At 70.5% G+C, this 26215-nt stretch carries 26 protein-coding genes and 1 pseudogene; 16 read left to right on the top strand and 11 right to left on the bottom strand.

Going from position 1 to position 26215, the window contains the following annotated elements; all coding sequences use genetic code 11:
* Nucleotides 1-4: 4 nt before the first annotated feature.
* The 3 genes from ACN9M0_RS32905 (at nucleotide 5) to ACN9M0_RS32895 (ending at nucleotide 2654) form a co-directional block, all read left to right on the top strand.
* On the top strand, nucleotides 5-445 hold the full coding sequence (locus ACN9M0_RS32905; protein ID WP_399701819.1) for a hypothetical protein: 441 nt from the start codon (nucleotides 5-7) through the stop codon (nucleotides 443-445).
* A 537-nt stretch (nucleotides 446-982) separates the two neighbouring features.
* On the top strand, nucleotides 983-1738 hold the full coding sequence (locus ACN9M0_RS32900; protein ID WP_366041227.1) for a hypothetical protein: 756 nt from the start codon (nucleotides 983-985) through the stop codon (nucleotides 1736-1738).
* A 56-nt stretch (nucleotides 1739-1794) separates the two neighbouring features.
* A protein-coding gene (locus ACN9M0_RS32895; RefSeq protein WP_426404708.1) for an IS5 family transposase occupies nucleotides 1795-2654 on the top strand; the annotation gives its coding sequence in 2 pieces (ribosomal slippage) (nucleotides 1795-2137 and nucleotides 2137-2654; 861 coding nt in all).
* A 21-nt stretch (nucleotides 2655-2675) separates the two neighbouring features.
* Here the strand turns inward: ACN9M0_RS32895 and ACN9M0_RS32890 are convergent.
* Both ACN9M0_RS32890 and ACN9M0_RS32885 read right to left on the bottom strand, forming a co-directional pair.
* Entirely contained in the window at nucleotides 2676-2972 is a 297-nt protein-coding gene (locus ACN9M0_RS32890) for a barstar family protein (protein WP_426404707.1), read from the bottom strand.
* Between the two features lie 95 nt (nucleotides 2973-3067).
* Nucleotides 3068-3838 carry a hypothetical protein gene (locus tag ACN9M0_RS32885; RefSeq protein WP_366041305.1) on the bottom strand — a complete coding sequence of 257 codons (771 nt, stop codon included), beginning with the start codon at nucleotides 3836-3838 and terminating at the stop codon, nucleotides 3068-3070.
* Between the two features lie 286 nt (nucleotides 3839-4124).
* Between ACN9M0_RS32885 and ACN9M0_RS32880 the strand changes: the two genes are divergently transcribed.
* Nucleotides 4125-5531 carry a hypothetical protein gene (locus tag ACN9M0_RS32880; RefSeq protein WP_366041306.1) on the top strand — a complete coding sequence of 469 codons (1407 nt, stop codon included), beginning with the start codon at nucleotides 4125-4127 and terminating at the stop codon, nucleotides 5529-5531.
* Between the two features lie 165 nt (nucleotides 5532-5696).
* The gene (locus ACN9M0_RS32875) at nucleotides 5697-6818 is read left to right on the top strand and encodes a hypothetical protein (protein ID WP_366041307.1); all 1122 of its coding nucleotides are present in this window, start codon (nucleotides 5697-5699) and stop codon (nucleotides 6816-6818) included.
* 341 nt (nucleotides 6819-7159) lie between these two features.
* Here ACN9M0_RS32875 and ACN9M0_RS32870 read toward each other — a convergent pair whose 3' ends face one another.
* Nucleotides 7160-9844 (bottom strand): hypothetical protein, encoded by a 2685-nt coding sequence (locus tag ACN9M0_RS32870; RefSeq protein ID WP_366041308.1) that lies wholly within the window; start codon nucleotides 9842-9844, stop codon nucleotides 7160-7162.
* 225 nt (nucleotides 9845-10069) lie between these two features.
* Between ACN9M0_RS32870 and ACN9M0_RS32865 the strand changes: the two genes are divergently transcribed.
* Nucleotides 10070-10489 carry a hypothetical protein gene (locus ACN9M0_RS32865; protein ID WP_366041309.1) on the top strand — a complete coding sequence of 140 codons (420 nt, stop codon included), beginning with the start codon at nucleotides 10070-10072 and terminating at the stop codon, nucleotides 10487-10489.
* Between the two features lie 13 nt (nucleotides 10490-10502).
* Here the strand turns inward: ACN9M0_RS32865 and ACN9M0_RS32860 are convergent.
* Nucleotides 10503-11377 (bottom strand): IS5 family transposase gene (locus ACN9M0_RS32860; RefSeq protein WP_366041310.1). Its coding sequence is split into 2 segments (ribosomal slippage): nucleotides 10503-11161 and nucleotides 11161-11377, totalling 876 coding nucleotides; the frame shifts between segments, so codons are not numbered across the junction.
* Nucleotides 11378-11804: 427 nt separating this feature from the next.
* The gene (locus ACN9M0_RS32855; RefSeq protein WP_399701710.1) at nucleotides 11805-12770 is read right to left on the bottom strand and encodes a pirin family protein; all 966 of its coding nucleotides are present in this window, start codon (nucleotides 12768-12770) and stop codon (nucleotides 11805-11807) included.
* 103 nt (nucleotides 12771-12873) lie between these two features.
* On the opposite strand from ACN9M0_RS32855, the gene ACN9M0_RS32850 reads away from it, so the two are divergent.
* The 5 genes and pseudogenes from ACN9M0_RS32850 to ACN9M0_RS32830 form a co-directional block, all read left to right on the top strand.
* Nucleotides 12874-13218, top strand: a complete 345-nt coding sequence (locus ACN9M0_RS32850) for a tetratricopeptide repeat protein (RefSeq protein ID WP_366041312.1) — start codon at nucleotides 12874-12876, stop codon at nucleotides 13216-13218.
* A gap of 155 nt (nucleotides 13219-13373) precedes the next feature.
* Entirely contained in the window at nucleotides 13374-13748 is a 375-nt protein-coding gene (locus ACN9M0_RS32845) for a hypothetical protein (RefSeq protein ID WP_399701727.1), read from the top strand.
* Between the two features lie 107 nt (nucleotides 13749-13855).
* A complete protein-coding gene (locus ACN9M0_RS32840; protein WP_366041313.1) occupies nucleotides 13856-14503 on the top strand; it encodes a DUF305 domain-containing protein in 648 nt (215 codons plus the stop codon).
* 170 nt (nucleotides 14504-14673) lie between these two features.
* Nucleotides 14674-15396 (top strand): F510_1955 family glycosylhydrolase, encoded by a 723-nt coding sequence (locus ACN9M0_RS32835; RefSeq protein ID WP_426404706.1) that lies wholly within the window; start codon nucleotides 14674-14676, stop codon nucleotides 15394-15396.
* 11 nt (nucleotides 15397-15407) lie between these two features.
* Nucleotides 15408-15821 (top strand): annotated as a pseudogene (locus tag ACN9M0_RS32830) (TetR family transcriptional regulator C-terminal domain-containing protein); the annotation flags it as partial.
* Nucleotides 15822-15937: 116 nt separating this feature from the next.
* Here the strand turns inward: ACN9M0_RS32830 and ACN9M0_RS32825 are convergent.
* Nucleotides 15938-17380, bottom strand: a complete 1443-nt coding sequence (locus ACN9M0_RS32825; protein WP_426404705.1) for a dihydrolipoyl dehydrogenase family protein — start codon at nucleotides 17378-17380, stop codon at nucleotides 15938-15940.
* Nucleotides 17381-17493: 113 nt separating this feature from the next.
* On the opposite strand from ACN9M0_RS32825, the gene trxA reads away from it, so the two are divergent.
* Complete coding sequence (gene trxA, locus ACN9M0_RS32820) at nucleotides 17494-17859, top strand: thioredoxin (RefSeq protein ID WP_366041317.1); 366 nt, start codon at nucleotides 17494-17496, stop codon at nucleotides 17857-17859.
* Nucleotides 17860-18091: 232 nt separating this feature from the next.
* On the opposite strand, the gene ACN9M0_RS32815 is transcribed toward trxA, so the two are convergent.
* The 3 genes from ACN9M0_RS32815 to ACN9M0_RS32805 all read right to left on the bottom strand — a co-directional run bounded on the left by ACN9M0_RS32815 (nucleotide 18092) and on the right by ACN9M0_RS32805 (nucleotide 20884).
* Nucleotides 18092-19279 (bottom strand): thiolase family protein, encoded by a 1188-nt coding sequence (locus ACN9M0_RS32815; protein WP_426404704.1) that lies wholly within the window; start codon nucleotides 19277-19279, stop codon nucleotides 18092-18094.
* Nucleotides 19280-19444: 165 nt separating this feature from the next.
* A complete protein-coding gene (locus tag ACN9M0_RS32810; RefSeq protein ID WP_366041319.1) occupies nucleotides 19445-19714 on the bottom strand; it encodes a hypothetical protein in 270 nt (89 codons plus the stop codon).
* A 135-nt stretch (nucleotides 19715-19849) separates the two neighbouring features.
* A complete protein-coding gene (locus tag ACN9M0_RS32805) occupies nucleotides 19850-20884 on the bottom strand; it encodes a LacI family DNA-binding transcriptional regulator (RefSeq protein WP_426404703.1) in 1035 nt (344 codons plus the stop codon).
* Between the two features lie 155 nt (nucleotides 20885-21039).
* Here ACN9M0_RS32805 and ACN9M0_RS32800 point away from each other — a divergent pair, with 155 nt between their 5' ends.
* The 4 genes from ACN9M0_RS32800 (at nucleotide 21040) to ACN9M0_RS32785 (ending at nucleotide 24896) form a co-directional block, all read left to right on the top strand.
* Nucleotides 21040-22320, top strand: a complete 1281-nt coding sequence (locus ACN9M0_RS32800) for an MFS transporter (RefSeq protein ID WP_366041321.1) — start codon at nucleotides 21040-21042, stop codon at nucleotides 22318-22320.
* Between the two features lie 118 nt (nucleotides 22321-22438).
* Nucleotides 22439-23146, top strand: coding sequence for an alpha/beta fold hydrolase (locus ACN9M0_RS32795; protein WP_426404702.1), 708 nt, complete (start codon nucleotides 22439-22441; stop codon nucleotides 23144-23146).
* 14 nt (nucleotides 23147-23160) lie between these two features.
* On the top strand, nucleotides 23161-23391 hold the full coding sequence (locus ACN9M0_RS32790; protein ID WP_366041323.1) for a hypothetical protein: 231 nt from the start codon (nucleotides 23161-23163) through the stop codon (nucleotides 23389-23391).
* An 83-nt stretch (nucleotides 23392-23474) separates the two neighbouring features.
* Nucleotides 23475-24896 (top strand): flotillin family protein, encoded by a 1422-nt coding sequence (locus ACN9M0_RS32785; RefSeq protein ID WP_366041324.1) that lies wholly within the window; start codon nucleotides 23475-23477, stop codon nucleotides 24894-24896.
* A 71-nt stretch (nucleotides 24897-24967) separates the two neighbouring features.
* Here ACN9M0_RS32785 and ACN9M0_RS32780 read toward each other — a convergent pair whose 3' ends face one another.
* Both ACN9M0_RS32780 and ACN9M0_RS32775 read right to left on the bottom strand, forming a co-directional pair.
* Entirely contained in the window at nucleotides 24968-25138 is a 171-nt protein-coding gene (locus tag ACN9M0_RS32780; RefSeq protein WP_366041325.1) for a hypothetical protein, read from the bottom strand.
* 77 nt (nucleotides 25139-25215) lie between these two features.
* The gene (locus ACN9M0_RS32775) at nucleotides 25216-26049 is read right to left on the bottom strand and encodes a TIGR02452 family protein (RefSeq protein WP_426404701.1); all 834 of its coding nucleotides are present in this window, start codon (nucleotides 26047-26049) and stop codon (nucleotides 25216-25218) included.
* Between the last annotated feature and the right edge of the window lie 166 nt (nucleotides 26050-26215).

Here is a 26215-nt window from a genome sequence, read left to right as displayed (position 1 = left end):
GCCCGTGCCCTCCCCGCGCACCAGCGCGCCGTCGACCACCACCGGCTCCGACGCGCTCCTCTACCTCCTGTTCGGCGTCCTCGGCGCCGCCATGGCCTTCGGCTCCCTCGCCTGGTTGACCGGCAACCTCACCAACTCCCTCGTCGGAAGCGGCCCGTGGGCCCCGTTCCGCGCCACCGACGCCCTGCTGCACCCCGAGGTGCTGTGGCCGGCCCTGAGCACCACCGCGCTGTTGGTCGGTGCCCGCGTCGTTCCCGGCCTGCTCACCCTGGCCCTGCTCACCACCGGCTTGGTGCTGTGGCTGCCCCGGCGCGCCGGGGCCAAGACCGGTCTCGCTCGCAAGGGCGACCTGGCGCCGCTGCTGGACAAGGAGATCACCGCGAAGGCGAAGAGCCTGCGCCCGTCCCTCGGCGACCGGGAGTGTAAAAGAGGTCGCTCCCGCTGACCGCGGCATCCTGCTCGGCACCCTCACCCCGGGCCGGGCCGAGGTTCGCGCGTCCTGGGAGGACGTGATCGTCGCGATCATGGCCCCGCGTTCCGGTAAGACGTCCGGGCTGGCGATCCCGGCGATCCTCTCGGCTCCCGGCCCGGTCCTGCTCACCAGCAACAAGGCGGCGAATGACGCGTTCACCACCACGGTGGACGCCCGCGCGGAGGTCGGCACGGTCTGGACCCTGGCCGCGGGCGGGCAGCGTGCCCGCCGATCGCCGAACGGCTGCGGGAGATCACCGAGCTGGCGGACACGGCCGAGCGTGACGGCGACCTCGTCCAGGCCGCCGTCACGCAGAACAAGGCCGCTCTCATCGCCAGCGACTGCGGCCTGCCGGCCCTGGCCCGCACCCTGTGCTGGGCTCATGCCGAGGTATATCTCCACGCCCCCCGGCCGCTCCCTGCCGACGCTGCCCGGCTCGCGCTGGAACCCCTCGTCAACCTCGCTCGGCTCCGTATCCGCGCTGGTGACGGCGAAGCCGCGTACGAGCTGTTGTCCGACCTGTTCCAGGCGGTGAGCAGCCGTGCCCCAGAAGCCACGATCGACGGTCGGACTCTCTCGCTGGTCGACCTGACCGCTTCAAAGGACGACCTGAAGAAGATCGTCCAGTGGCTCTGGACGGTCCTTCTCGCCGACGGCACCCGGGCGCTCATTGGTGCCGGCCGGTGGAGGGAAGCCCTCCACCAGGTGGAACAGCACAACGGGATCGGAGGCCGCCTGCTCGACGGACGCCAAATTGCGGTGCTCTCTCGTATCGTCGGCGGAGAACCGGAAGCGGCCCTCGGCCTACTCAACGCCTCCCGCTTCACCGATCCGTGGGAAGAGGACGTCGCCTCCTGCCTCACCGTCGCGTGCCTCCTGGCCGACGGCTCCGACACCGCGGACACGGCCGTCTCCCACATGATCCGCCGCTACCTCGACGGACGCATCGAGCCTGGCCTCGCCGTCTTCCGGACTCGCTGGGGCCTTACCGTCCTCGACCTATCCGCACACACGGAAGCCGTCTCGCAGCGTCTCGTCGACGAGGCCCTGGGGGCTGGCGACGGCTACGCGGCCCGCGATCTCGTTGAACATTCCTCGGAGCACCAAATCCTCGCCTCGGAGACCCTGCGCGCTCTCCGAACCATCGTCCAGGCGGCCGGGCTTCTCGGCACGACGTCCACGCATACAGCGGCGTCGCTTCGTGCCGATGCCGCGCGCGCCCGCAGCGTCACGAACGAGGCGATGCAGTCGGCTGCTGGGCGCTGAATGAGCAACGTCGGACTAGAGCGTGTCTCTTTGATGGGTTGATCAGTTGATCGGATATGTCTGTCCGGTTAGTGATCACTGATGCGATGTGGGACCGGATCGAGCCGCTGATGCCGGCCGATCCGGTTCGTGGCCGGCGGTGGGCCGATCACCGCCGCACCCTTGAGGCCATCGCGTGGAAGTACCGCACCTGTTCGCCCTGGCGGGATCTGCCGGACGAGCTCGGCTCGTTCCAGACCGCCCACAAACGCCTGATCAGGTGGGCCGTGGACGGCACCTGGGAACGCATCCTTGCCGCGGTGCTGGCAGCGGCCGAGGGGGCTGACGACATCGGTTGGACTGTGTCTGTGGACTCCACCGTCTGCCGGGCTCACCAGCACGCCGCCGGCGCCCGGAAAAAGGGGCTCCAGGCCGGGTCGAACCCGACGACCACGCGCTCGGACGCTCCCGCGGCGGCCTGAGCACAAAGGTCCACCTTGCCAGCGACGGCCACGCACGGCCCTTGGCCCTTCGCGTCACCGCGGGTCAGGCGGGTGACGCCCCGGCCTTCGAGACCGTCATGGCCGCCATCCGTGTTCCGCGCACCGGCCCCGGACGACCGAGAACCCGACCCGATGCCGTCCTGGCAGACTGCGCATACTCATCCCGCACGATCCGGAGCCACCTGCGTCGACGCGGCATTCGCGCTGTCATCCCTCAGCCCTCCGACCAGATCGGCCACCGTCTGCGGCGAGGCCGCGCCGGAGGCCGCCCGCCCGCCTTCGATGCCGAGACATACAAGGAACGCAATGCCGTCGAGCGGTGCATCGCCCGGCTCAAGCAGTGGCGCGGCCTGGCCATGCGGACGGACAAGCTCGCCATTGCTTACCAGGCCGCACTGCACCTTGCCGCGATCCTCATCTGGACCCGGCGCTGAGCAAGGCGTCTGAAGGGTTCGTCAGGCCGGCCGATGGACGACGAGCCGGTTCTGTTCTCCGTCGAAGATGCCAGCCAGGATGTTGGCCTCCTGCCGGTGCCCGTTGAAGAGGCCCAGCTGGTCGACGTGCACGATCAGGATGTCGTACATGTCGATCACTTCAGAGATGCCCCGGGTCTGAATCGTGTCCGACCACGCGTCCAGGTTCCGGCCGAACCACTCCGGCAATCCGCACGGCTCGCTCACCGCGTCCCAGAAGTCGTCGAGTGTCTCGATCAGCCGACCGCGCAGGTCAATGATCAGCTCGCTGTCCGTCATCGCAGCAGACTAACCAGACCCACCACGAGTTACTCACCAGTCAAAGAGACAGGCTCTAGCGGGTGGCATTGGGGTGCCCACCCCGGCGGAGGGGTTCAGCCACGGGGCAGGCCGGGGAACCGGTCGTAGGCGGCATCACCGGGGGACACGATGGACTCGATCCGCTCGGGCGGGATCGGCGATCTGTAGAAGACGTCGGCGTCGGCCGACTCGTGGCCCAGGGCCTTGCCGGCCAAGACGTGGATGACGGAGGGGAAGACGCTGTGCCCCTCCTGACCCCGGGTAGTGAGGTCGAGGAGGGCGGTGACGACCGAAGGGGTTCCCAGGCTTCGGAGCTTCGCGGCGAGAACGGGGGAGCCCTCGCAGTGCTGCCAGTAGATGGCCTCGCCGCCCCAGTAGGTCAGCAACCGGTGGATCCCGTCGATGTGGTGGGTCAGGGGCGCGGCTGACAAGGTCAGGCACACCTGGTCCTCACGCCTGCCCCACCCGCGGTGCCCGGGAACCGTCTCGTTCACCGACCGCAGCCTCTCGTGTTCCGCGGCTGTGAGGTGCCCGAGCGCGCGGGCCTGGTCCAGGCGGTCGTTGACGAGCCGGGCGTCGAGCAGCCGCAGCCCCTGGGCGCGGATCGCGTCCTTCTCGTACCCCAGGAGACGGGTGTGGTGGCGGGCCCGGACGAGGTGTCCTTCGAGATAGGCGAGCACCGTGTCCTCGTGCGCCAGGATGTCGAGGTCCTGGTAGTACTCCGGGGCATGACCCGCACGGCGGGCGTCGTCGGCGAGCCGGCCAACAAGCTCGGCGAGCGGACGGGGCCAGGAGGCGCGGACATCCACGTCGACGACCGGCAGAGCGACCGATTCCATAGGCATGCTCGACAGTGTGCAGCTGCCAGGGGGCGGCGTCCTGCGCTTTACGCTCCGTCGCCCGGGCCCCGCCAGCCTGGTCGGTCGAGGAGCGCGACAGTGACACATCCGCCCGACCGGACCGATGACAGGCAGGTGCGCCGGTTTCACATCCCCTGGGTCCGCCCGATTCAGGACTCTGGGGCTTTCATCGCCGGCCGTCTCCTCGCTTCGGCGCCCGCCCCGGGCACTTCCGTTCCGGTGCGGGAAAACCGCTGCCCTCGGGCGAGGCGGGCAGCTAGTTTCGGGCCGCATGAGCAAACATCTCCCCTTTCGCGAGGCCGCCCTGTCGTGGCTCGAGCACGCCCACAACCTGCCGCCGACCCCCCACGCCATCACCGACGAGGCGCTGGCGGACGGGCCGAACTGGGAAGCCCTGGAAGAAGCAGTATCCACCGCTGCGCCCAGGGACGAACACCCCGACCTCTACGCCAAGGTCAACGGGGACCGGATACCGAACTACCGGGTCCTGCTGGGTGAGTCGGGCCTGGGCGCGGCGACTCGACTGATCGCTCAGGGCGCGGACGTACCCAAGGCCGAGGTCGCGGACAGTTTCGTCGCGTTTTGCGCCCACTCGGCACCGGCTCCCGAACGGTGGCTGCTCCTCAACGGCTGCTTCCCACGGGGAACGCGGATCCGGCTGGGGCGGTACACCCTGCAGACCTTTACCGAGGACGAGCTCCGTCAGGCAGTTCCGATGCCGGCGCTCCATGGCCTCATGCCTGGCGGTCTCGATCTCGGGCTGATCGCTGGTGCACCGTTCCTCCACGTTTCTGCCCCCGACCACACGGTCACCCGCCGTCCGACCTGGTTCGACTTCACCGGCCCGCGGGCAGAGGCCCAGCACTGGCAGGCCCTCCTCCCGCTGATGCTGTGGGACGACGAACTCCTGCGGGTGGACTCGGTCTTCACCGTCCAACGCGGACGGCGCTTCGACCTGCGCCCCACCGCAGTGCCCACCACACTCCACATCGATGAAGACCGCCATGGGAGGGAAAACGAGGTCGAGGTCCGTGAGACCGGCGCCTTCCACGTCCCACCCACGAGCCTCCCAGCCCTGACCGCCTTCTGCACCACGATCTCGGCGAAGATCGATGCCGTCATGGCCGGTGTGACGCACGAGCGGCGCATCCTCAACCGGCGCGCCCGACGCCTTGAACGAGCCGCCCGCCACCTCCTGGCCGCCTACCAGCGCACCTACGACGACGACTGCGTCTGGCCCGTGGAGGCCGACGCTCTGCTCCTCGACTACGTCATCACCCTGGAAGCCCTGCTGATCAGCCCTGCGGACAAGGACCACAAGCACATCACCGAGAACATCCGGTCTCGTGCCGCCGCACTCTTTCTCACCCCTGCGGAACGGGAACGAACCGAAGCCCTCGTCCAGCAGGCATACAAGGCCCGATCCACCTACGTCCACGGCGACGTGATCAAGGACCAGACCGAGAAGACGAAGCTTGAAGCGCTGCGCACACTCAGACTCCTCACGCTGCAGATTTTCCTGCGCTGGCTCGTCCTGACCCCCTCAGACACCAACGATCTCGCACCCCTGCTCGACGCCGCCGCCGAGGGGCCGGACCACGAGCGACTCGTTGAACAGCCGTTGCGTGACTTCTTCACCGCCACACCGCCACGCGCGCGCCCCGCAGACATCGTCTGACCCCGCGCGGCGGCCGAGCACCGCGCGACGGAGAGCACCTTTATACGAGGGGGACGTCGGGCCGGACCGATAGAGTGCACCACCTGAGGGCGTGTCGGCGGCGGTCGCAAGCCTGAAACTGGCTGTGCGCTTCACTCCCGCCGAGAGGTCTCCTTGAACAAGCCCTTGAGCACGCTCTTCGACCTGTCTATCTCGCATCAGCAGATCGGCCTGCTCGCCCACCTTGCGAGCCCCTGGCTCGCGACTGGTGAATGGCCTCTGTGGGGAAACGTCCAGCATCACTACGACCAGCGCCGTATCGACGCCGACGACCTGCTGGCCTCCCTGCCACGCCTCGGCAGGGAAACCCCCTTCGGCGCCGGGTACGGCTTCACGACAGGCATCCGCCCGCCCGTGGGCGAAGGTGACCGAGTACGCCTCACGATCGCCGCCGCCATCGTCCTCCCCGAGATGCGCATGATGGCTGGCGAACCTTTCATACGAGTGCTTCGGCACATGATCGACCTATACACCAGCAAGCCCAGCTCAAGCACCGAGGTCAGCAAGGCGTACCTGCGCTCGGAAGAACTGACTTTGGCCATACCCGGCTTGACATCAACGTTCATTCAGGCTCTTCCCGACCTGCTGTCCTACGAGCCCGCGATCAGCAGCGGCAACGGCACGTCGCGTCCCGACGGAACCTGGGAGCGGGAGATCACCCGCAGCGTGCTGCAGTTCCGCGATGTCACCACCCTCGAGGAGTACCTCGACAAGACGACTGAGATCGTCCACGTCAACGCCCCCGACTACTCCGGCACCTCCGGCCACATCAGCGGGTTCAGCTTCGGCCAGGTGCCGGCGCAGATCGCCCCGGCCGCATCCGGGACGACCGACCGGGGGGCGTATGTCGCCGCCGACCTCCTGGAGGACCTGGTCGAGGCGGGAGCGAAGTCCACGTGGAAGGTCCACAAGCTCGTCGCCCTGTGCCAAGGGTTGAACGACGCCTACGCGGCAGGGAACCCGTACGTCTGCGCTGCGATGATCCGAGCCATCCTGGACCACATCCCGCCGCTGTTCGGCCATACCAGCTTCGACCAGGTAGCGGCCCAGCACCGATTCGCTATGCAGAAGACGGACAAGGCCCACGCGAAGGTCCTCGCAGGCTCCCGTGTCATCGGCGACGACGTAATGCACCGACCCATCGGCCCGAGCGTGCCAGCCATCAGCATGGGCGACATCCCCGAGCCTGTCCGCCTCAGCGCGGTGCTCCACGAGGTACTCACGCTCCTGCGGAAGAACACCCTGTAGGAAACGGGAACGTTGAAGTCTATAAGGGCTGTCCCGTAAACCTGACTGACCTCAACCCTAGGCTGGCCCACGAGCAGATCACGCAGATGTGCCACTTGTGGCCCGGCCAGTGCGCCGACCGGGCCAGCGGCGGCTGCTAGAGCCTACCGACGGCGAACTCGTCGATAGTCGACTGGTAGCTGATGATGCCGCCGGTCGCGCAGGCGCCGCCAAGGTCCATCGGGTTGGTCGTGGTCCGGCCGTTCGCGCGCACGGTGCCGTACTGGAAGGGACCGCTCTCCCGGCGGGGGCGACGGACGGCTCGGACGAGGGCTTCGATCAGCCCTGACGGACCCCGCGAGTCAGCTGGTGGGGCGGAAGCCGGTCGGCACCCTTGTCCTCAGCGTGGCAAGGAACCTCCACACCCCGTCGGGTTTATGGAGCGAGTGCAGGGCTCTGGGGAAGGCCAGTTCATCGTCTTCGGGATCGAGCTGATCGCGCAGCGCCCGCCACGTCGCCTCATAGTCCGCACACGCCTGCTGGACAGCGGCCTGCATCACGACATTGGGCGATGTTCCGCTGTGCTTGACCGCTTCGACCCACTGATCGCTTCGACGGAGGGGGGACACAGCCGCGTTGGGCGCGCCGATCGCTCGGCCCAGGATTCTCAGCCGCTCCTCGATGCACTGCCCGAATTCCGTAAGGCTCTCCTTCGCTGACCCGGCCCCGAACCATGTCGCCTCGTCCAGGAGATCGTCCAGCTCGGGCAGCTTGGATGGCAGGCCGCACTTCGCCAGGAGCGCCGAGTCGGCGATCGCCCGGACGGTCTGCAGGAGCTTCGCCCGGTCACGCCAGTCCCGGCCTTGATTGGCGGCCACACGGTGGACGCCCTGCCAGACCGACTTCTCCGTGACGAACCACTGGGCGATCACGTGCGACTCGGCGGGGAGGAGCTTCCCGCGCAGGCGCCATGTGTGCTCCATGACCTGCGCGGCGCCGCCCAGCAACTGCTGGTCGTAGGCCATCATTTCAGCCCACAGGGGGCGCTGGGGCCGGTCACGGTCGGGGGCGTCGTGCGGATACGTCTCGCGTTCGAAGCGTATGAACCGGTCGTGCGGGCGCAGCTCCTCAAAATCCGGATCCTCTGTGAGGAGCCAGGAGCGCATGATCGGGTGAAAACTCGTCAAGTCCGCTCTCGCGGCGGCCTCGAGCTCCCCCACGGCCAGCGCGGCGAGCTCGTCCCGCTTCTGCTTTTCCTCATGGCCGGTCATCGCCACCGCGTACACGCATGCCGCGTTGTAACTGTCCTGCCAAGGCCGGGGCGGCCACAGCTTCCAGTTCCTGAACCGTTCCGTCATGCCTCGCCAGATCCACCGGCCTCGCGCCCGCTCTACGCGCTTCCTGAGGTCCTTCGGCTCCATGGGCCAGGAGAGATCGTTCCGCAGTCCCTTCACCCGGCCTCTCTCGGTCTGCTGAACAGCCCATGCCAGACGCAGTGGCGCCCACACGTCCCGATTGAGCCGGAGCGAGGTCCACGTGAGTCCTCTGCTCCGCCGTCTGCTGGGATTCCTGAGGAAGCGGAGGACGGGGTAGTCGCAGGCGAGTTGATACATCTCCTCCTCGCAAGCGAGCTGGAATATGAAGCTGACGGTCTTCTGGTCGAGCCGATCCTCCCCGAGCTCACGCTCGAGCCAGGCCCTGGCCTTCTTCTCGCCGTAAATAGGCTCCTTCTCGCCTGGTGGCGTGAGATAGATGACCGTTCGCCAATATCGCTCGACGAGTGCGGGGGTCAGCGACTTGCGTATCTCTCTTCGGGTGTGCGCGCGCCGGGGGCACCTGCGGTAATCAGTAGGATCCACGGTCGACCTGCACCACTGATGAGCGGTGCGTTCGGCCATACCGAGGACGACGGCATAGCGGAACCGCGCTTCGAGCAGGCCGTTGCGCCACCATCGGTACCGCTTGGACAACGATCGGCGTGGATTCCAGGGACCTCTGCTCAGGCGGGCGCTCCGCTGCTCCCTGCTCTGCCCGTCCAGAAGGACTGCTCCGTGATAGGTCTCAAGGGCATCGAGATGCAACCACAGCTTCTCCTGTGTTCCCGCGATCTGTGTGCGCAGGTGCAGGTTCGTGGGATCGAGCCGTAGCGCCGTGTAATAGCGGTCGAGGGCATCGTCGAACTGCCGCTCCTGGCAGAGTTCCCTTGCCTCTTGGTAGGCGGCGAACAGCTCGGGTTGCAGATTCCGGCCGCGCCATTCCTGCCAGGGTGCCCTCCGGCTTGCCTGCGTGACGGGCACCAGTGCGGCCATCACCCAGTACCCGGCAGCCTGCACCGCGTCCCCCCACGTCTTTCGCCACAGCGTTTCCGTACGGCTGCCCCTCATGGCGTAGGAGGTGACGGTGACGGTGACGCCGAACACGGGCTCCTGCTCCCGCACACGCAGCACTCCGCGCACCGCGTAGGCGACCTTCGGCCTCAGCCGACTGAACAAGCGCAAGATGCTCGTCCCCAGCTTTTTCGGCTCCAGGTCGATGTCGCCGAGCAGATCGAGAAAGTTTTCCGCCGGAGATTCGGCGGGAAGCGCGGATGGGGGATAGAGGTTCGTCTCTGACAGCTGCTTACGCAACTGGGCGGTGAGACCCTCGAGATGTTCCTCGCCCTCCGCGGTCGAGGAGGCGAGGTGCTGCACGTCCACCGGCCCCGGTTTGTATGCGTTTCGCTGGAGCATCCAACGGCGCAACATCATGAACGAGAGGATCAGGAGGAGCAGGCACAACAGACGGAGGCTCAGGCCGGCTCCGTCCTTGCCCCCCGTCACGATCCGCTCAGCGCCTTCGAAGAACGCCATGAACCGCTCGGAGACATCCTGGAACCAGCCGGGCCAGTTCTCCGAGGCCTGCCACCTTGGTTTCACCCAGCCCACACAGCAGACAGCGACGACCAAGAGAACGATGGAGAGAATCGCCAGTGCCCCTGAACGCATCACGTGAGGTACGGGCAATGATGACGCGTCGATCGAGGAGTGTCGCTCGGAACGAGAGGACATGTCGGCCTCTAGTGGTCCTAGTCGTCAAACACCAGTCTTCTACGCTTCCCCCCCGGAGCAAGTCGATCAGGCGCCGACCTCCGACGACACGGACGTGACCTCTGAACGACCACGGGGCGGCCTCTGTCGCCAGAGGCCGCCCCGTGGTCGTACCGGGCCTTCTGGCCCCGGTCAGTGGCTGCTAGGCCGTGTATCGGAAGTGAACCGTGTGCATAGGGTGTCGGCATGCCACTGGGTCACATAGTCCTCTCTTCCGGTCGTTCGATCCGGCTCACCGAGCTACGGATGTCTTCGACCTACGGGGGGATGCTGGAGGGCTACCCGTGCAAGCGCATCAACGACCTGAAGGTCAGTTGGCTCCAGCGGCAGGCCGAACGCGCGTTTCCCTCCACGCCGGTCCATCTTGTTCCGCCCTCCCGCGAGTACCCGGACGAGACCGCTGGCGCCTTCGGTCCCGTTGAGGTGCTGCCCTCAGTGGCCTGCGTCGGTGTCTTCGACTCCACGGCGCTCGACCCGGCAATGGATGGTTCCACCCTCGTCGTCGCCTGGTTCCAGCCGGCACCGGAGGTACCGGCGGGTGAGGATGCTGATCTTGCGCTTCGCAGCATTCGCTGGGAAGAGCTGGCCCAGGACTACGAGCTCTAGGGACACGTGCTGATCACAGCCACTCGTTGATGGCCGCTACGAGGACAGTGGCCTCATAGCGGACCGCGAGTTTGTCGTAGCGGGTGGCCACGGCTCGGTGGCGCTTGAGGCGGTTGATCCCGCACTCGACCGCGTGACGCTCGCGGTAGTCGGCCGGGTCGAAGCGCGGTGGCCGGCCGCCGCGGGAGCCGAGCTTCTGGCGGTTGCGTGCCTGGTCGGCCTTGTCCGGGATGGTGCAGCGGATGCCCCGGCGGCGCAGGTAGGCGCGGTTCTTGCGGGAGGCGTACGCCTTGTCCGCCCGCACGCGATCGGGGCGGACGCGCGGCCGGCCCGGCCCGATGCGGGGCACGCGGACCTTCTCCAGCACCGTCTCGAACTGCGGCGAGTCGCCGCGCTGCCCTGCCGTCACCACGATCGACATGGGCTTTTGCCCTTGCTCGACGGCCAGGTGCAGCTTGGTGGTGAATCCGCCGCGTGAGCGGCCCAGTCCGTGATCAACAGGCTCGGTGAAGATGCCGCCCGGCGGTTCCTTCTGCAGGTCGCCCTGCCTGCGGGCCCTGGCCGCGTGCTGATGGGCGCGGCACACCGTGGAGTCGACGCTCAGGTCCCACACGATCGCAACCTTCGCGTCGGCCAGGGACTGGAGCCGGGTGAGGACCCGGTGCCAGGTGCGTCCCGCTGCCATCGGCGGAACAGGTCGTAAACCCGGCCCCACGGTCCGTACTCGACGGGTACGTCCCGCCACGGAACACCGGTCCGGACCCGGAACCGTATGCCGTCGATCAGCCGTCGCCGAGGCCAGACGGGCGGCCGCCCCGGCTTCCTCCCCTTCGGCAACAACGGCTCTAGCACCGCCCACTCTTCGTCCGTGAGATCTCCCCGCCCCATGAACCGTGATCATGCACGCTCAAGATCCACTTTCGATACACGACCTAGACGTAAATCCCTCAGCGCCAGACCGTAGCGACCGGGAGCACCACCTATGGGCGCACTGCTTTGCCCCTCAGATCACCTCAGCAAAGTCGTCGCGTACAGCCGCGATCTCTCTGAAGACGGCGCATCCCGCCACTCCGCCCCCTATCTGCAACGGCAGCAGCGAGACCCACTACCTGACTATGAGTCAGATAAGTCAGCAAAAGGTCAGCATCAATCCGATTGAACCCTGGCACACATGACTTAAGACGAGACTCGACACGCTCCCTCGCGAGCCCAGTGGACCCCCGCCCCTCGACCACAGGACCGGCAGCGGATCGGGGGTCCTGGCATCGCGGGCGCGAGTAGGAGCACGGCCCGCCCGCTCACACGTTTGCCCAGGTCAGCGCACTCGTCCCCGCGGCTTCAGCGGGGTGGCGGGCAGTTCCGGGGCAGTCAGGCGGGCGCCGTCGTAGCCATGCACCTCGCCGAACCGCGAGCCCTTCTCCCAGTCCTCGCGCGCCTGTACGATCTCGTCACCGGATCGGCCGACGAAGTTCCACCACATGACGATCTCCTCCTCGAAGGGTTCGCCGCCGAGGAGCATCAGACCGGCGTCCGAGAGCGCGCGGAGGGGGAGTTCCGTGCGGCCGCAGCCGAGGTAGAGCATGGAGCCGGGCAGGACCGGGACGCCGTCGACGTGGGCCTCGCCGGACATGGCGAGGACCGCGTACTCGAAGTCGGGCTCCAGGGGCAGGCTCGTCTCGGTGCCCGCCGTGAGGGCGAGGTCCGCGCCGACGAGCGGGGTGTACGTGGTGCCCGGCGAGGCGGCGCCGTCGAGCGCGCCGAGGATGACCGTGGCGGTGAGGCCGGGCGCGGTGACCTGGGGCAGTTCGGCGTGGTGCTGGAAGTGGGGTTCCACGTGCCGGTGGGCGTCGGGCAGGGCGACCCAGAGCTGGGCGCCGTGCAGGAAGCGGGCGTGCGGCCGGGGGCTCTCCTCCGAGTGGGAGATCGCCCGGCCGGAGGTCATGAGGCCCAGCTCGCGCGGGCGGATGGTCTGCAGGCTGCCGGTGGAGTCGCGGTGCAGGACCTCGCCGTCGTGGAGCCAGCTGACGGTCTGCAGCCCCATGTGCGGGTGCGGTGGGACCTGCATGCCGGGCTCGTCGGCGATGTCGTCGGGGCCGTAGTGGTCGACGAAGGCCCAGGCGCCGACCATGCGCCGGCCCAGGTTCGGGAGCAGTCTGCGGACCTCGGTCGACTCGCCGAGCCGGACATGGCGGGGGCTGAGCAGCTCCCGCACCGGTTCGGCGACGACGAAGCCGCGGCCGCCGCACACGGTCAGCGTGGCCTGACGATCCAGATTGCTCATGACGCTCAACCATCCTTAGTGGAATGTTCAACCAACCGCCGGTGTTGACCTGGTCGACCACCCCACAGGGTGGCAGATCCGGGGCTCTGGAAAGGGAGAGCAAGTGAGCGACACGTACTACGAGTTCGGAACGGCCTCAGAACGCTGGGACCGGGCGCAGCTGTTCTTCGACGCGAAGGAGTACGGAACCGCCGTCCGTATCCTCCGCGGCCTCGTCGCCGAGCACCCGGAGCAGACGGCCCAACGGCTCCTCCTCGCCCGGGCCTACTACCACTCCGCGCAGCTCTCCCGCGCCGAGACCGAGCTGCGCGCCGTCCTGGAGCGCGACCCCGTCGAGCACTACGCCCGGCTCATGCTCGGGCGCGCCCTGGAGCGCCAGGGCCGACCGGAGGAGGCCGCGCCGCACCTGCGGATGGCCGCCGCCATGACGGGCGACACCCCGTCCTGACCCTGTCCTGACGCGAAGCTGATACCCCCACGCGGTATATTCGCCGCCAGGAGGTCCTGGCTGTGCGTACACACCGAGCGGAACGCGCTGAACGAGCGGGAGGTGCCCTGGGGCACCTCCTTCTCGTCGTCGTGCTCGCGCTCGGAGTGTTCCTGATGCACTCCGTCGGCCACCCAGAGGGCTCCGGCGGAGGCATGGACGCCGCTTCCGGCTCGCCTCACAGCGCCCCCGCCGCGCACCACGGCATGGGTTCCGACGCCCGGCCCGACGGCGGGAACTCCGACGCCCGGCCTCACGGCGGCAGCCGGGACTCCGACGCCCGGCACGCGCCGGGTACCGGAATGGACATGACCACCCTCTGCGTGGCCGTCCTCGGCGCCTGGCTGTTCGCGGGTCTCGTCCGGGCCGCGCTCGGACGCCGCCCCGACTGGCTCACCCTCCTCCTCGCGCGGCTCACCCCCGCGCTCGGCCCGCACGCCCCGCCGCGCCGGCCCCCCGACCTCGCCCAGCTGTCCGTCCTGCGGATCTAGGCCGTACCGCCACCGCGGGCGCCCCGTGCTGCCCGTGAACGCCTTCGGCCTGTCCATTTCCCGTACGCGTCTCCGTACGTACGAACAGCACTCGAGGTATCACCCACATGCGTGCCTTCACCCACCGCACCGCCCGTAAGTTCGCCCTCGCCGGCGCCGTCACCGCGACCGCGCTCCTGCTCGCCGCCTGCGGCGCGGACGAGGACAAGAACGGTATGGACCACGGCGGTATGTCCGCCACCGCCTCCCCCTCCACCGCCTCGGGGGCCACCGCCGAGGCCGCTGCGCCCGGTCCCTTCGACGACGCGGACGTCATGTTCGCGCAGATGATGATCCCCCACCACGAGCAGGCCCTGGAGATGGCGAAGCTCGCCGACGGCCGGGCCGAGGACCCCGAGGTCAAGAAGCTGGTCGCCGCGATCGAGCAGGCCCAGGACCCGGAGATCCAGAAGATGAAGGCCTGGCTGAAGGGCTGGGGCAAGCCCGAGTCCGCCGCGATGGACCACAGCGGCGGCCACGGCATGGCCGGGATGATGTCCGACCAGGACATGAAGGACCTCGCCGCGACCAAGGGCAAGGCCTTCGACCGCAAGTTCGCCGAGCTGATGATCGCCCACCACGACGGCGCCGTCGCCATGGCGAAGGACGAGCAGAAGAACGGGCGCAACGCCACCGCCAAGAAGCTCGCTGACGACGTCGTGCGGACCCAGTCCGCCGAGGTCGCCCAGCTGCGGAAGATCCTCGACCGGCTCTGATCCGGCCCTCTCCTCCCCCGGCCACGCGCGCGCGTGCGTCACGGGCGGCCCGTCCCACCACCTCGGGACGGGCCGCCCTCGCCGCCGCGCCCCGCGCCTCCCGTACCCGCGCACCCCCGTGCCCCCGTGCCCGCGTACCCGCGTACCCGCGTACTCCTGGCGAAAGAACGATGAAGACGTACCTCTCCGGCCGCTCGGCCACGACCCTCGGTGCCGCCCTCACCGCCGTGGCCCTCGCCTTGACGCTGACCGCCTGCACCTCCGAGGCCCCGGCCCCCGAAGGCCGTTCCGGATCGGCCCTCGACCACATCCACGGCCTCGGCCTGCGCGGCGACACCCTCTACGTCGCCACCCACCAGGGCCTCCACACCCCGGACGTCGCCGGTCGGCCGACCCTGGTCGGCGACCGGCGCGACGACTTCATGGGCTTCACGGTCACGGCCCGCGGCGACTTCCTCGCGAGCGGACACCCGACGCCCGGCGGCGACCGCCCCGCCGACCTCGGGCTCATCGCGTCGACGGACTCCGGCCGCACCTGGCAGGAGAGGTCACTCGCGGGGAAGGTCGACTTCCACGCGCTCGACACCGCGGCGGACTCCACCGTCTACGGCTACGACAGCGCCAACGGCCTCCTGCGCGTCAGCGCCGACGGGGTCACCTGGGAGGACCGCGCCGCGCTGCGCGCCCTCGACATCGCCGTCTCCCCCGCCGCCCCGGGCACGGTCCTCGCCACCACCGAGGACGGCGTGGTCCGCTCCACGGACGGCGGCCGGACCTTCGCCCCGTCGGCCTCCGGGCGGGTCCTCGCGTACGTCTCCTGGGCCGCCCCGGACGCCCTGTTCGGTATCGACCCCAGGAGTGCAGTCGTGCCCGCTGGTCCTTCTTGGCCGTGACCCTCTGCCGGATGCCCGAGAGGTCTTCCAGGGCGATCCCGCGCGAGGTGCGTTCAGCGGTGGCGACGAGCCGTTTGGCGATGAAGTGTTTGGTGTTCGCGGCGTGCCGCGCCTCACGGCGACGGACACGCTTCCTCGCCCGCCGGATCACGGCCGAGCGCAAGCTCGACCTCTTCCTCCGGCTCTACCTCCCGCGCGGCCCGCGCGATCCGCGCGATCCGCGCTGGACCCTGTGGATCGAGCTCTGGGCCCGCACCCCGGGCAACACCGCGCGTCGCGAGGCCCAGGCCGAACCGGACACGGGCTGGCAGGAGGACCTGGAGGCGCTGCTCGCGGCCGGCGCGGCACGGCGGCGTTTCGCCCCGCTGGACGCCGACGCCCACGCCTCCGAACTCCTGGCCCTGCTCGACGGGTTGAGCACCCGGGTGGTCCTCGGTCAGGAGCCGGGCCGCGGCCCCCGGCCCGCCCTGGAGGCCGCGCGCTCGGCGGCGCGCGCTGGTCCCTCCGTACTCCCTGACGACCGACGCCAGTTGACGGGTCGTCAGCCCCGGTACGCCTCAAGGAGGCGCAGCCACGCCTCGCTCAGCGTCGGATACGCGGGGACGGCGTGCCACAGGCGGGCGATCGGCACCTCGCCCGCGACGGCGACCGTCGCCGAATGGAGGAGCTCGCCGATGCCGGGCCCGACGAAGGCGGCGCCGAGGACCACCTCCCGGTCGAGGTCCACGACCATCCGGGCGTGCCCCCGGTACCCCTGGGCGTAGAGACCGGCCCCGGCGACCTGCCGCATGTCGAGGTCCACGGCCCGCACCCGGTGCCCCGCGCGCTCCGCCTCGGCGAGGCTGAGCCCGACGGCGGCCGCCTCCGGGTCGCTGAACACGACCTGCGGCACGGCGGCGTGGTCGGCGGTGGCCGTGTGCGCGCCCCAGGGCCCGGTGTCCAGGGAGGCGTCCGCCCGTGCGCGGGCGGCGATGGCCGCGCCGGCGATCCGGGCCTGGTACTTGCCCTGGTGGGTCATGAGCGCACGGTGGTTGACGTCGCCGACGGCGTAGAGCCAGTCGCTTCCGGTGACCCGGAGGCTGTCGTCGACGTCGAGCCAGGAGCCCGGCGTCAGACCGACCGTCTCCAGGCCGATGTCCTCGGTGCGCGGCTTACGGCCCGTCGCGAAGAGCACCTCGTCGCCCTCGACGTGGTCGCCGCCCTCCAGGACCACGGTGACCGGTCCGGTGCCCCCGTCGCGTACCACCGCGCTCACCGCCACGCCGGTACGGACGTCCGCGCCGCGCGCGGTGAGCGCCGCGGCCACGTGCTCGCCGAGGAACGGCTCCATGCGCGGCAGCAGCCCCCCGCCCCGTACGAGCAGGGTCACCTTCGCGCCGAGGGCCTGGTAGGCGGTGGCCATCTCCACGCCCACCACTCCCCCGCCGACGACGACGAGCCGCTCGGGCACCCGGTCGGAACCGGTCGCCTCACGGCTGGTCCAGGGGTGCGCCGCGGGCAGTCCCGGCAGCTCGGGGAGGAGCGCGCGGGTGCCGGTGCAGACGGCGACCGCGTGCCGGGCGGTGAGCACGTCGCGTTCTCCCTCGGGACCCGCGACCTCGACCCGGCGCGGCCCGAGGAGCCGGCCGTGGCCCCGGAAGACGCGGACGCCGATCGAGTCCAGCCAGTCGACCTGGCCGTCGTCCTTCCAGTGGCCGACGACCTCGTCCCGGTGGGCGAAGACGTCCATCGCGTCCAGCGGACCGTAGACCGACTCGCGCAGACCGGCGACCTTGCGGGCGTCGGAACGGGCGATCGCGGGGCGGAGCAGCGCCTTGCTGGGCATGCACGCCCAGTACGAGCACTCGCCGCCGATCAGCTCGCTCTCGACGATCGCCGCGGTGAGACCGCCCGCCCTCACCCGGTCGACGACGTTCTCGCCGACCGGCCCCGCGCCGATCACCACCACGTCGTAGGTGTGCTCGTCTTCCACCGTTCGTGTCATGGTCCCAGTCTGGTGGCAGAGGTACGGAATAGCGCGGCTCGATACGCCGTTGTGCCGGGCGAGTCCCCAGGGGACCGTGAGGACACCGCCAGGAGACCCGAAAGGTAGGCAGCATGAGCACCGTAGAGCTCACCAAGGACAACTTCGACGAGATCGTGAGCGGGAGCGAATTCGTCCTCATCGATTTCTGGGCTTCGTGGTGCGGTCCCTGCCGTCAGTTCGCCCCGGTCTTCGAGGCGGCGTCCGAGCGGCACCAGGACCTCGTCTTCGCCAAGGTGGACACCGAGGCGCAGCAGGAGCTGGCCGCCGCGTTCGAGATCCGCTCGATCCCGACCCTGATGATCGTCCGGGACAACGTGGCCGTCTTCGCGCAGCCCGGCGCGCTGCCGGAGACCGCCCTGGAGGACGTCATCGGGCAGGCGCGCAAGCTGGACATGGACGAGGTCCGCAAGTCCATCGAGGGCGCACAGCAGAAGTGATCCACCGCGAGAGGGGTACGGGAGAGCCTCCCGTACCCCTCTCGCGCGTCGTGGGGCGGCCGCCGCGCCCTCGCGTGCCCTGAGGCGGCGGTCGTCGCGTCCTCGCGTGTCCTGAGGCGGCGGTCGTCGCGCCCCCGCGTGTCCTGAGGCGGCGGTTGCGTCCCCGCGTGCGTGGTGGCGGCCGCCGCGCCCTCGCCTGTTGTGGAGCGGCCGCCGCGTCGGGCCGCCCGGTTCAGCGCTCCAGGACCAGCGCGAGGCCCTGGCCGACGCCGATGCAGAGCGCCGCGAGGCCCGTTCCCGAGCCGGCCGCCGCGAGCTGGTGCGCCACCGAGCCGGCGAGCCGGGCGCCGGACGCACCCAGCGGGTGACCGATCGCGACGGCCCCACCGCGAGGATTCACGATTTCGGGGTCGAGTTCCGGCCATTCGGCGAGGCAGCCGAGCGACTGGGCCGCGAAGGCCTCGTTGAGCTCGAAGGTCGTCAGGTCGGCGAAGGAACGCCCGGCCTTCTCCAGCGCCCGACGGACCGCCGCGACCGGCCCGAGGCCGAAGAGCTGGGGCTCGATCCCGGTGACCGCGGAGGTGCGGATCCGGGCGAGGGGTTCGCGGCCGGTCTCGCGCAGCCCGTCCTCGTCGACGAGGAGCAGCGCCGCCGCGCCGTCGTTGAGCGGCGAGGAGTTGCCGGGCGTGACGGTGCCGCCCTCGCGGCGGAAGGCGGGCTTGAGCTTGGCGAGGGCCTCCATGGACGTGGTGTCGCGGATGCACTCGTCGCGGGTGAGGTCCACCCCGGGGTACGGGACGACCTCGTCGTCGTAGAGGCCCTTCGCCCAGGCCTCGGCCGCCTTCCGGTGGCTGGCGAGGGCGAAGGTGTCCTGCTGCTCGCGGCTGAGCCCGTGCTTGTCGGCGATGAGCTCCGCGCCCTCGCCCAGCGCGACCGTCCACTCGGCGGGCATCTTCGGGTTCGTCATGCGCCAGCCGAGCGTGGTGGAGTGGAGCTGCTGGTGGCCGGCGGGGAAGGCCCGCTCGGGCTTCTGCAGGACCCAGGGGGCGCGGGACATCGACTCGACGCCGCCCGCGATCGCCACGGAGGCGTCGCCGAGGGCGATGGCGCGGGCCGCCTGGATCACGGCCTCCAGACCGGAGCCGCAGAGGCGGTTGACGGTGACGCCGGGGACGGTGACGGGCAGCCCGGCGAGGAGGACGGCCATCCGAGCGACGTCGCGGTTGTCCTCGCCCGCGCCGTTGGCGTCGCCGAAGTAGACGTCGTCCACGCGCGCGGGGTCGAGCGCGGGAGAGCGGTCGACGAGCGCGCGGACGACATGGGCCGCGAGGTCGTCGGGGCGTACGGAGGCGAGGGCGCCCCCGAACTTCCCGATCGGGGTGCGGACGGCGTCGACGATGTAGACGTCGCGGATGCTCATCGGTTCTCTCCCACGTGACCTTCGGACCTTCAGACCTTCGGAGCGACGACGACTCTGTTCGCCTGGTGAAACAATCTTCGCCGCATTGCGCGCGCAGAGTCTCTGTCCGACGGCCCGTCGTGTCAACGGGCCGCTTCGGGACACAGGGGATCGACGGGAGGGAGGTCAGTGGGCCGCGGCGGGGCGGACCAGGGCAGTGAGGCCGTAGTCGAGCTCGCGGCCGTCGACGAGCAGCGCCTCGACCGTGCCCGTCTCGGGGTCGATGTCGGCCCGGATGCCGTGCCCCTCGTAGATCGGGTAGCCCGACTCGCCGTGCCGCCCGGTGGCCTCGACGACGGCCGTGCGGATGGCGCTGTCCGTGACGGCGGCGCCGCCGCGGTCCTCCACGTGCTCGGGCACCAGCAGGATCTCGTACCGCTTCGGAACTGTGCTCATGCACCGAAGCTAAGCGCTGACCCGCGCTCCCGCCGTCCGGCCGGGGCACCCGTCCCGCTCGGCTCCCGGACGGACTCCCGCACCGAGGGGCCCCACCCGCTCAGCCCGACTCCCGCACCGAGGGGCCCCACCCGCTCAGCTGGACTCCCGGTGCACGATCCGTGAGTCCAGGAGGTCGCGGGAGAGGGGCGGGGCGTCCGGTTCCCGTACGGCGCGGTCGACCAGCTCCGCCAGCTCGCGGCCGAGCACCATGTCGATCCGTACGGTGCTGAGCCGGGGCCGCAGCAGCCGGCCGAGGAGCAGGTCGTCGGCGCCGACGACGGCGGTCTCCGCGGGCACGGAGATCCCGGCGTCCTGGAGCGACCGCATCAGGAGCATCGCGTACTCGTCGTTGTACGCGAAGACGCCGTCGAGCCCGAGTTCGCGCCACCGCGCGGCGAGCGCGTCCGCCGACTCCTCCTCGTACCGCAGCGGCAGGGGTACGACGGTGGCGCCGGTGCCCCCGGCCGCGCGGCGCGCGCCGTCGAGGCGCGGTCCGGAGAACATCGAGAGGCCCGGCTCCTCGGGGACGACGACGCCGATCCGGCGCCGGCCGGTCGCCAGGAGGTGCTCGGTGGCCACCTCGCCGACCCGCCCCTGGTCCATGACGAGGGCGTGGGTGCCCTCCACGCGCTGGGTGCCGAGGGTGATCACGGCCCGGGCCCCGGACCGCTTGAGGATCTCGACGCCCTGCCCACTGAGCTCGACCTCGCCGAGGGAGACCACGGCCACCGGCCGCAGCTCGGCCCAGGCGCGGGCGGCCTCCTCGCCCTCCAGGCCGACGCTGCCGTACTGCACGACCGTGTAGTCGAGGCGGCGCAGGGCCCACTGGAAGTCGTTGAAGAACTGGCTGTACAGCGGCCCGACGGGGACGTGGGAGGTCGGGAGCAGCACCATGCGGCTGTGGCCGGCGCGCAGGCTGCGGGCCGCGGCGTGCGGCACGTAGCCCAGCTCCTCGGCGGCCTCGCGGACCCGGCGCCGGGTGGGTTCGCTGATGCGGACGGCCGAGGTGTTGTTCAGGACGTACGAGACGGTGGCCCGGGAGACGCCCGCGAGGCGCGCGACGTCGGCGCTGGTCGGGACCGCCCGCCCGGAGGGGCGTTCGGGGGACTGATCGGTTGGCTGGCTCATCGATCCGGCATCTTTCCAGAACAATCCGGCGCAGGGTCTGGCGGATGGCCGGAATCGGGTGCTACACAATGCTCACACGAGTCACTGACACGTGTCACCTCCCCGTTCAATCCGCTCCTCGCCCCCTCGTCGGGCGATCTCCTCAGGAGGGCAAAGTGGCCCTTTCCTCCCCCGGGCCCGGCTCCGACACGGGTGCCCCCGGTTCCGCCACCGGCACGGTCGTCCCCGGCTCCCCCACGGCCCCCCGGCCGACGCGCGGCCTGCTGCCCCTGCTGCTCGCCGGCAACACCGCGATGTACGCGCTGTACATCGGCGTCCCCGGCATGCTCCTCGCGCTCCAGATCGAGGCCATCGACCCCGTCGGCAAGGTGGCGAACTTCGGCCTCGTCTCCGGCATATCCGCGATCTTCGCCACCGTCTTCAACCCGGTCGCGGGCGCCCTCTCGGACCGGTCGGGCCGCCGCAACCCCTGGATCCTCGCCGGCGGCCTGCTCGCCCTCCCCGTGATGCTGCTCCTCGGCAGCGTCCACACGATCCTGCTGGTCACCATCGCCTGGTGTCTGGGCCAGGCCGTCATGAACATCTACCAGGCGGCCATCACCTCCGTGGTCCCCGACCGGGTCCCCCTGGCCGCGCGGGGCAAGGCCTCGGCCGCCGTCGGGCTCGGCCTCCCCATCGGCTCCACGATCGGCGCCCTCGTCGGCGCGGCCTTCTCCGAGCACTACCGCACCGGCTACCTCGTCTTCGGCGCGATCGTCGCCGCCACCGCCGTACTGTTCACCACCTGCGCCCGCGAGGAGCGCATGCCCCCGAAGGCGCCGCTGCCCGTCAAGGAGCAGATCGCGGCCTTCGGCAGCGCGCTCAGGAACCACGACTTCCGCTGGGCGTTCATCGGCCGCGCCCTGCTCATCCTCGGCTACTTCGCCGTGGCCGGCTTCCAGCTGTACATCCTCAAGGACCACACCGACCTGCCCGCCGGGCTGAGCGCCGAGGAGGCCGTGGCGATCCTCATGCCGGTCAACTCGGTCGCCATGGTGGTCTCCACCGTCCTCGGCGGCTGGCTCTCCGACCGGTACGACCGCCGCAAGCTCTTCGTCGGCGCCTCCGCCGCGCTCGCCGCCGTCGCGCTGCTCATCCCCGCCGTCTCCAGCAGCTGGACCGGGATGCTGGCCTTCTCCGTCGTCAACGGCCTCGGCTTCGGCTGCTACATGGCCGTCGACACCGCCCTGGTGACCATGGTGCTGCCCAAGGCCGAGGACGCGGCCCGGGACATGGGCGTCCTCAACGTCGCCAACGCCGGCCCGCAGATCGTCGCCCCCTTCGTGGCCTCGCTCATCGTGTCGCTCAGTGGCGGATACACGGCGCTCTTCCTGGTCGCGGCCGTACTGTCGGTACTCGGCGCGCTGGCCGTGCGCCCCATCCGCAGCGTGCGCTGATCCCGTCGGCGCGCGCCGCAGCCCACAAGCAGCGTGCGCCGACCCCGTCGGCCGCGCCCCGTCCACGGCGTGCGCCCGCCCCGTCGGTGCCCGCCGAGCACCGCAGGAAGGCGGCACCGTGCGCCTGCACACCACCACTTGGGGATCCGGTGACCGGACGGCCCTGCTCGTCCACGGCCTCATGGCCGACCACCGCACCTGGCGCAGGGTCGGGCCGGCGCTCGCGGATCGCGGCTACCGGGTGATCGCCGTGGACCTGCGGGGGCACGGGGCGAGCGACCGGGCCCCGGGCCCGGAGGCGTACCGGCCGGACGACCACGCCGACGACCTCGTCGAAACCCTTCCGGCCGGCGCGGAGTTGGCGATCGGCCACTCGCTCGGCGGGCTCGTCCTCGCCCGGGCGGTGGAGCGGCTGGCGCCGGCCCGCGCGGTGTACTCCGACCCGGCCTGGCACCTGGCGGCCGGCCCCTGCGGCTACCGGGCCGAGCTCTTCGTCAGGGGCAAGTCGATGACCCGCGAGCAGATCAGGGGGTTCAACCCGCACTGGCCGGAGGAGGACATCGACGTCGAGATGGCCTCGGTGCGGGACTGGGACGAGCGGACGGCCCACGGGCTCACGGAGTTCGTCGGCGCCGACCTGTGGCCGGTCCGGCCCGTGGTGCCCTCCCTCGTCGTCCTCGCCGATCCGAGCACGCTGGTGCGGCCGGAGCACGCCCGGATGCTGACGGACCGCGGGTTCGAACTCCGTACGGTGAAGGGGGCGGGGCACACCGTCCACCGGGACGAGTTCGACGGGTTCATGTCCGCCCTGGAGGGGTGGATCTGACGTACCGTTCAGCCATGGACGACACGTCGATGGACAGCTCGATGGTGGGACTGCTCGGCCGGGTGACCGGCACCGTCGGCCCCGGCCTCGTCGGCGAGGTGATCGTCCGGATCCGCGGCGGCGCCGAGCACTTCCTCGCCCATCCCGCCACGCCGAAGGAGCGGATCGAGGTCGGCACGGTCGTGATGGTCATGGAACATCTCCCTCCACGCACCGTCTATGTCACAGCCGCGTACGACAGTTGACCGAACCGTTGAGTGTGCGCCCGTCACGGGCGCACACTCCCTTCACCGGATCCGCACGGCTCCGGTGAAGGGGGACCTTGTCCATGAGCATCGGCATTCTGGCAGGCGTCGTCGTCGGCGCCATCGCCGTTCTGATCGGTGTGTTCAAAATGATGTGGCGCGTCGCGGAACCCAACGAGGCGCTGATCATCTCCGGTTCCAACCACAAGAACGAGGGCCTCGGCGCAGGCATGGGGTTCCGCATCGTCACCGGGCGCGGCACCCTCGTGCTCCCCGGCGTCCAGGCGGTACGGAAGCTCTCGCTGGACCTCAACGAGACGCAGCTGTCCGTCGAGTGCGTCACCCACCAGGGCATTCCGCTCAAGGTCCGCGGAGTGGTGATCTTCAAGGTCGGTGACGACTTCGTGTCGATCGCCAACGCCGCCCGCCGCTTCCTCGACCAGCAGAAGCTGATGTCGGAGCGGGTGCACATCGTCTTCGCCGGTCATCTCCGCGCCATCGTCGGCGGGTTGACCGTGGAGGACATGATCCGTGACCGGGAGAAGCTGACCGGGCAGGCCCGCTCGGCCTGTGGCACGGAGATGGAGAAGCTCGGCCTGATCGTCGACTCGCTGCAGATCCACGAGATCGAGGACCCGACCGGGTACATCAAGAACCTGGCCGCCCCGCACGCGGCCGCCGTCCAGCGGGACGCGCGGATCGCGCAGGCGGAGGCGAACCGGCGCGCGACCGAGGCCGAGCAGCAGGCAGCGGCGCGCATGTCGGAGGCGACCCGCGACAGCGAGATCCTCCAGGCGGGCTACCAGGCCGAGCGGGACCAGGCCTCCGCCAAGGCCCGGCAGGCCGGTCCGCTGGCCGACGCGGCCTCGCGCCAGGAGGTCGTCGTCCAGGAGACCCGGGTCGCCGAGCTGGAGGGTCACCGCAAGGAGCAGCAGCTCCAGGCGGAGGTCCGCAAGCCGGCCGACGCGATGGCGTACGAGACCCGGACGCTGGCCGCGGCCGAGCGTGACGCCCGGATCTCGGCCGCCGAGGCCGAGGCGAAGGAGACGGAGCTGGCGAGCGCGGCCAAGGCGACGGCGACCCGGCTCACCGGTGAGGCGGAGGCGGCGGCGCAGCACGCCAAGGGCCTCGCGATCGCCGAGGCCACGCGCGCGAAGGGCTTGGCCGAGGCCGAGGCGATCAAGGCGCGGGCTGCGGCGCTCGCGGAGAACCAGGAGGCCGTGGTCGCCCAGCAGCTGGCCGAGAAGTGGCCGGAGATCGTGTCCGCGGGTGCCTCCGCCTTCGGGAACGTCGACCAGATGGTGCTGCTCAACGGCGCCGACGGCATGGCGGACGTGTTCGCCAAGGCCCTGACCATGGGCGGGACGGGCCTCGGCCTGGCCCGGCAGCTCCTGGCCACGATGAGCCCGGCGGCGCAGGAGAAGGCGGCCGGGGTGGCGCTGCCGGTGCCGCCGGCCCCGCGCTCCGAGGGGAGCGTGGAGATCCCGGTGGGCGACGGGCAGTAACCCCGTACGTGAGGTACGCGAGGGCCCGGTGCCGTCACGGCGCCGGGCCCTCGCGTGTGATCCGCTCGGCCTCAGTTGTGGCCGAACTTGCGTTCCTTGCGGTGGGACGCGTGCTCGACGAGAGGCATCGACGCCTCTCTCGTGGGGGCCGGCGAGCTCTTCTCCTTCGCGGCCGCGTCGGTGCGGGCCTCATGGCCGCCGGTACGGGCTCCCCGGTTCGTCCGGGTCTGTTTCTTGCCCACGATCGTGCCTCCCGTGACGGGTGTCGGACGGTGGTCCGTATGCCCTCAGCCTGGCACGGGGGCACCAGAGCCGCATGTCAGAGCGGGTTCGCGAGGACCCGCCGGAAGGCGGCGAGCGTCGGGGTGCCGGAGGCGCGGTCCAGGACGGCGAAGACGACCTCCTCGAAGTGGCCGGCGAAGCGGCCCTCGCCGGTGAGCAGGGCCTTGAAGGCCCCCGCGACCTCCGCCGGGTCGTTCTGGAAGACTCCGCAGCCCCAGGCGCCGAGGACGAGCCGCCGGTAGCCGGCCGCGGCGGCCGTCTCCAGGACGCGCTCGGCGCGCGAGGCGAGGGCGGCGGGCAGGCGGCCCGCGAGCTCGGGGGTGTTGCGGCGGACGACGCCCGCGTTGGGCGCGGGCGAGGTGAGGAAGCCGACCGTGAAGGGTTCGACGAGCAGGGCGCCCCGGTCGTCGCGGAAGACCGGGACCCGGGGCGAGTGGATGACCCGGTCGGTGTAGAGGGCGTCGTCCCGTTCGGCGCGGTGGTGGGCGTAGTAGTCGGGGGCGCGCAGCAGGGTGGCGTGGAGGGCGGAGGAGCGGCAGAGGGCCTCCTCCTGGGCCTGGGCGCCGTTGAGGTAGCCGCCGCCGGGGTTGCGGGCCGAGGCGAAGTTCAGGACGGCGACCTGCCGGGTGGCATCGGTCGTGGTCATGCGGCGGGCCGCCGCCAGGCTGCTCTCGGCCGTGACGGAGAGGGTGGGCGTGCGGTCCGTGTCGGGGGTGACGGGGACGGGCCCGGGGCCGTGGAGGCGGGTTCCGGCCAGGGCCGCGGCCAGGTCTTCGGCGAGGGAGACGGTCCGGCCGTCGGGGGCGCGGTAGTGGCCCGCGGCGACGATCTCCTCGGTCCGCCGCGCGATCTCGCGCAGTCGTGCACTCATGGACCTCAGGATGATCGTTTCGTCTCGGCGGGGACAACGGGTTTTCCGTGAGTTCCCCGATACGGCGGGGGATTTTGGACGAGCGGGGGCACAGGGGGCGCGTGGGGGCCGTCCGAGGCGCTCTTGCACGCCGCTGGGAGGTGGCTTTAGGTGGAAGCAGCGGCTC

Origin of the sequence: Streptomyces sp. R-07, from assembly GCF_049913175.1 — a bacterium.
Taxonomy (GTDB): Bacteria; Actinomycetota; Actinomycetes; order Streptomycetales; family Streptomycetaceae; genus Streptomyces.
The sequence above is the reverse complement of the archived record's forward strand: the minus strand, read 5'-3'. Positions and strand labels throughout refer to the sequence as shown.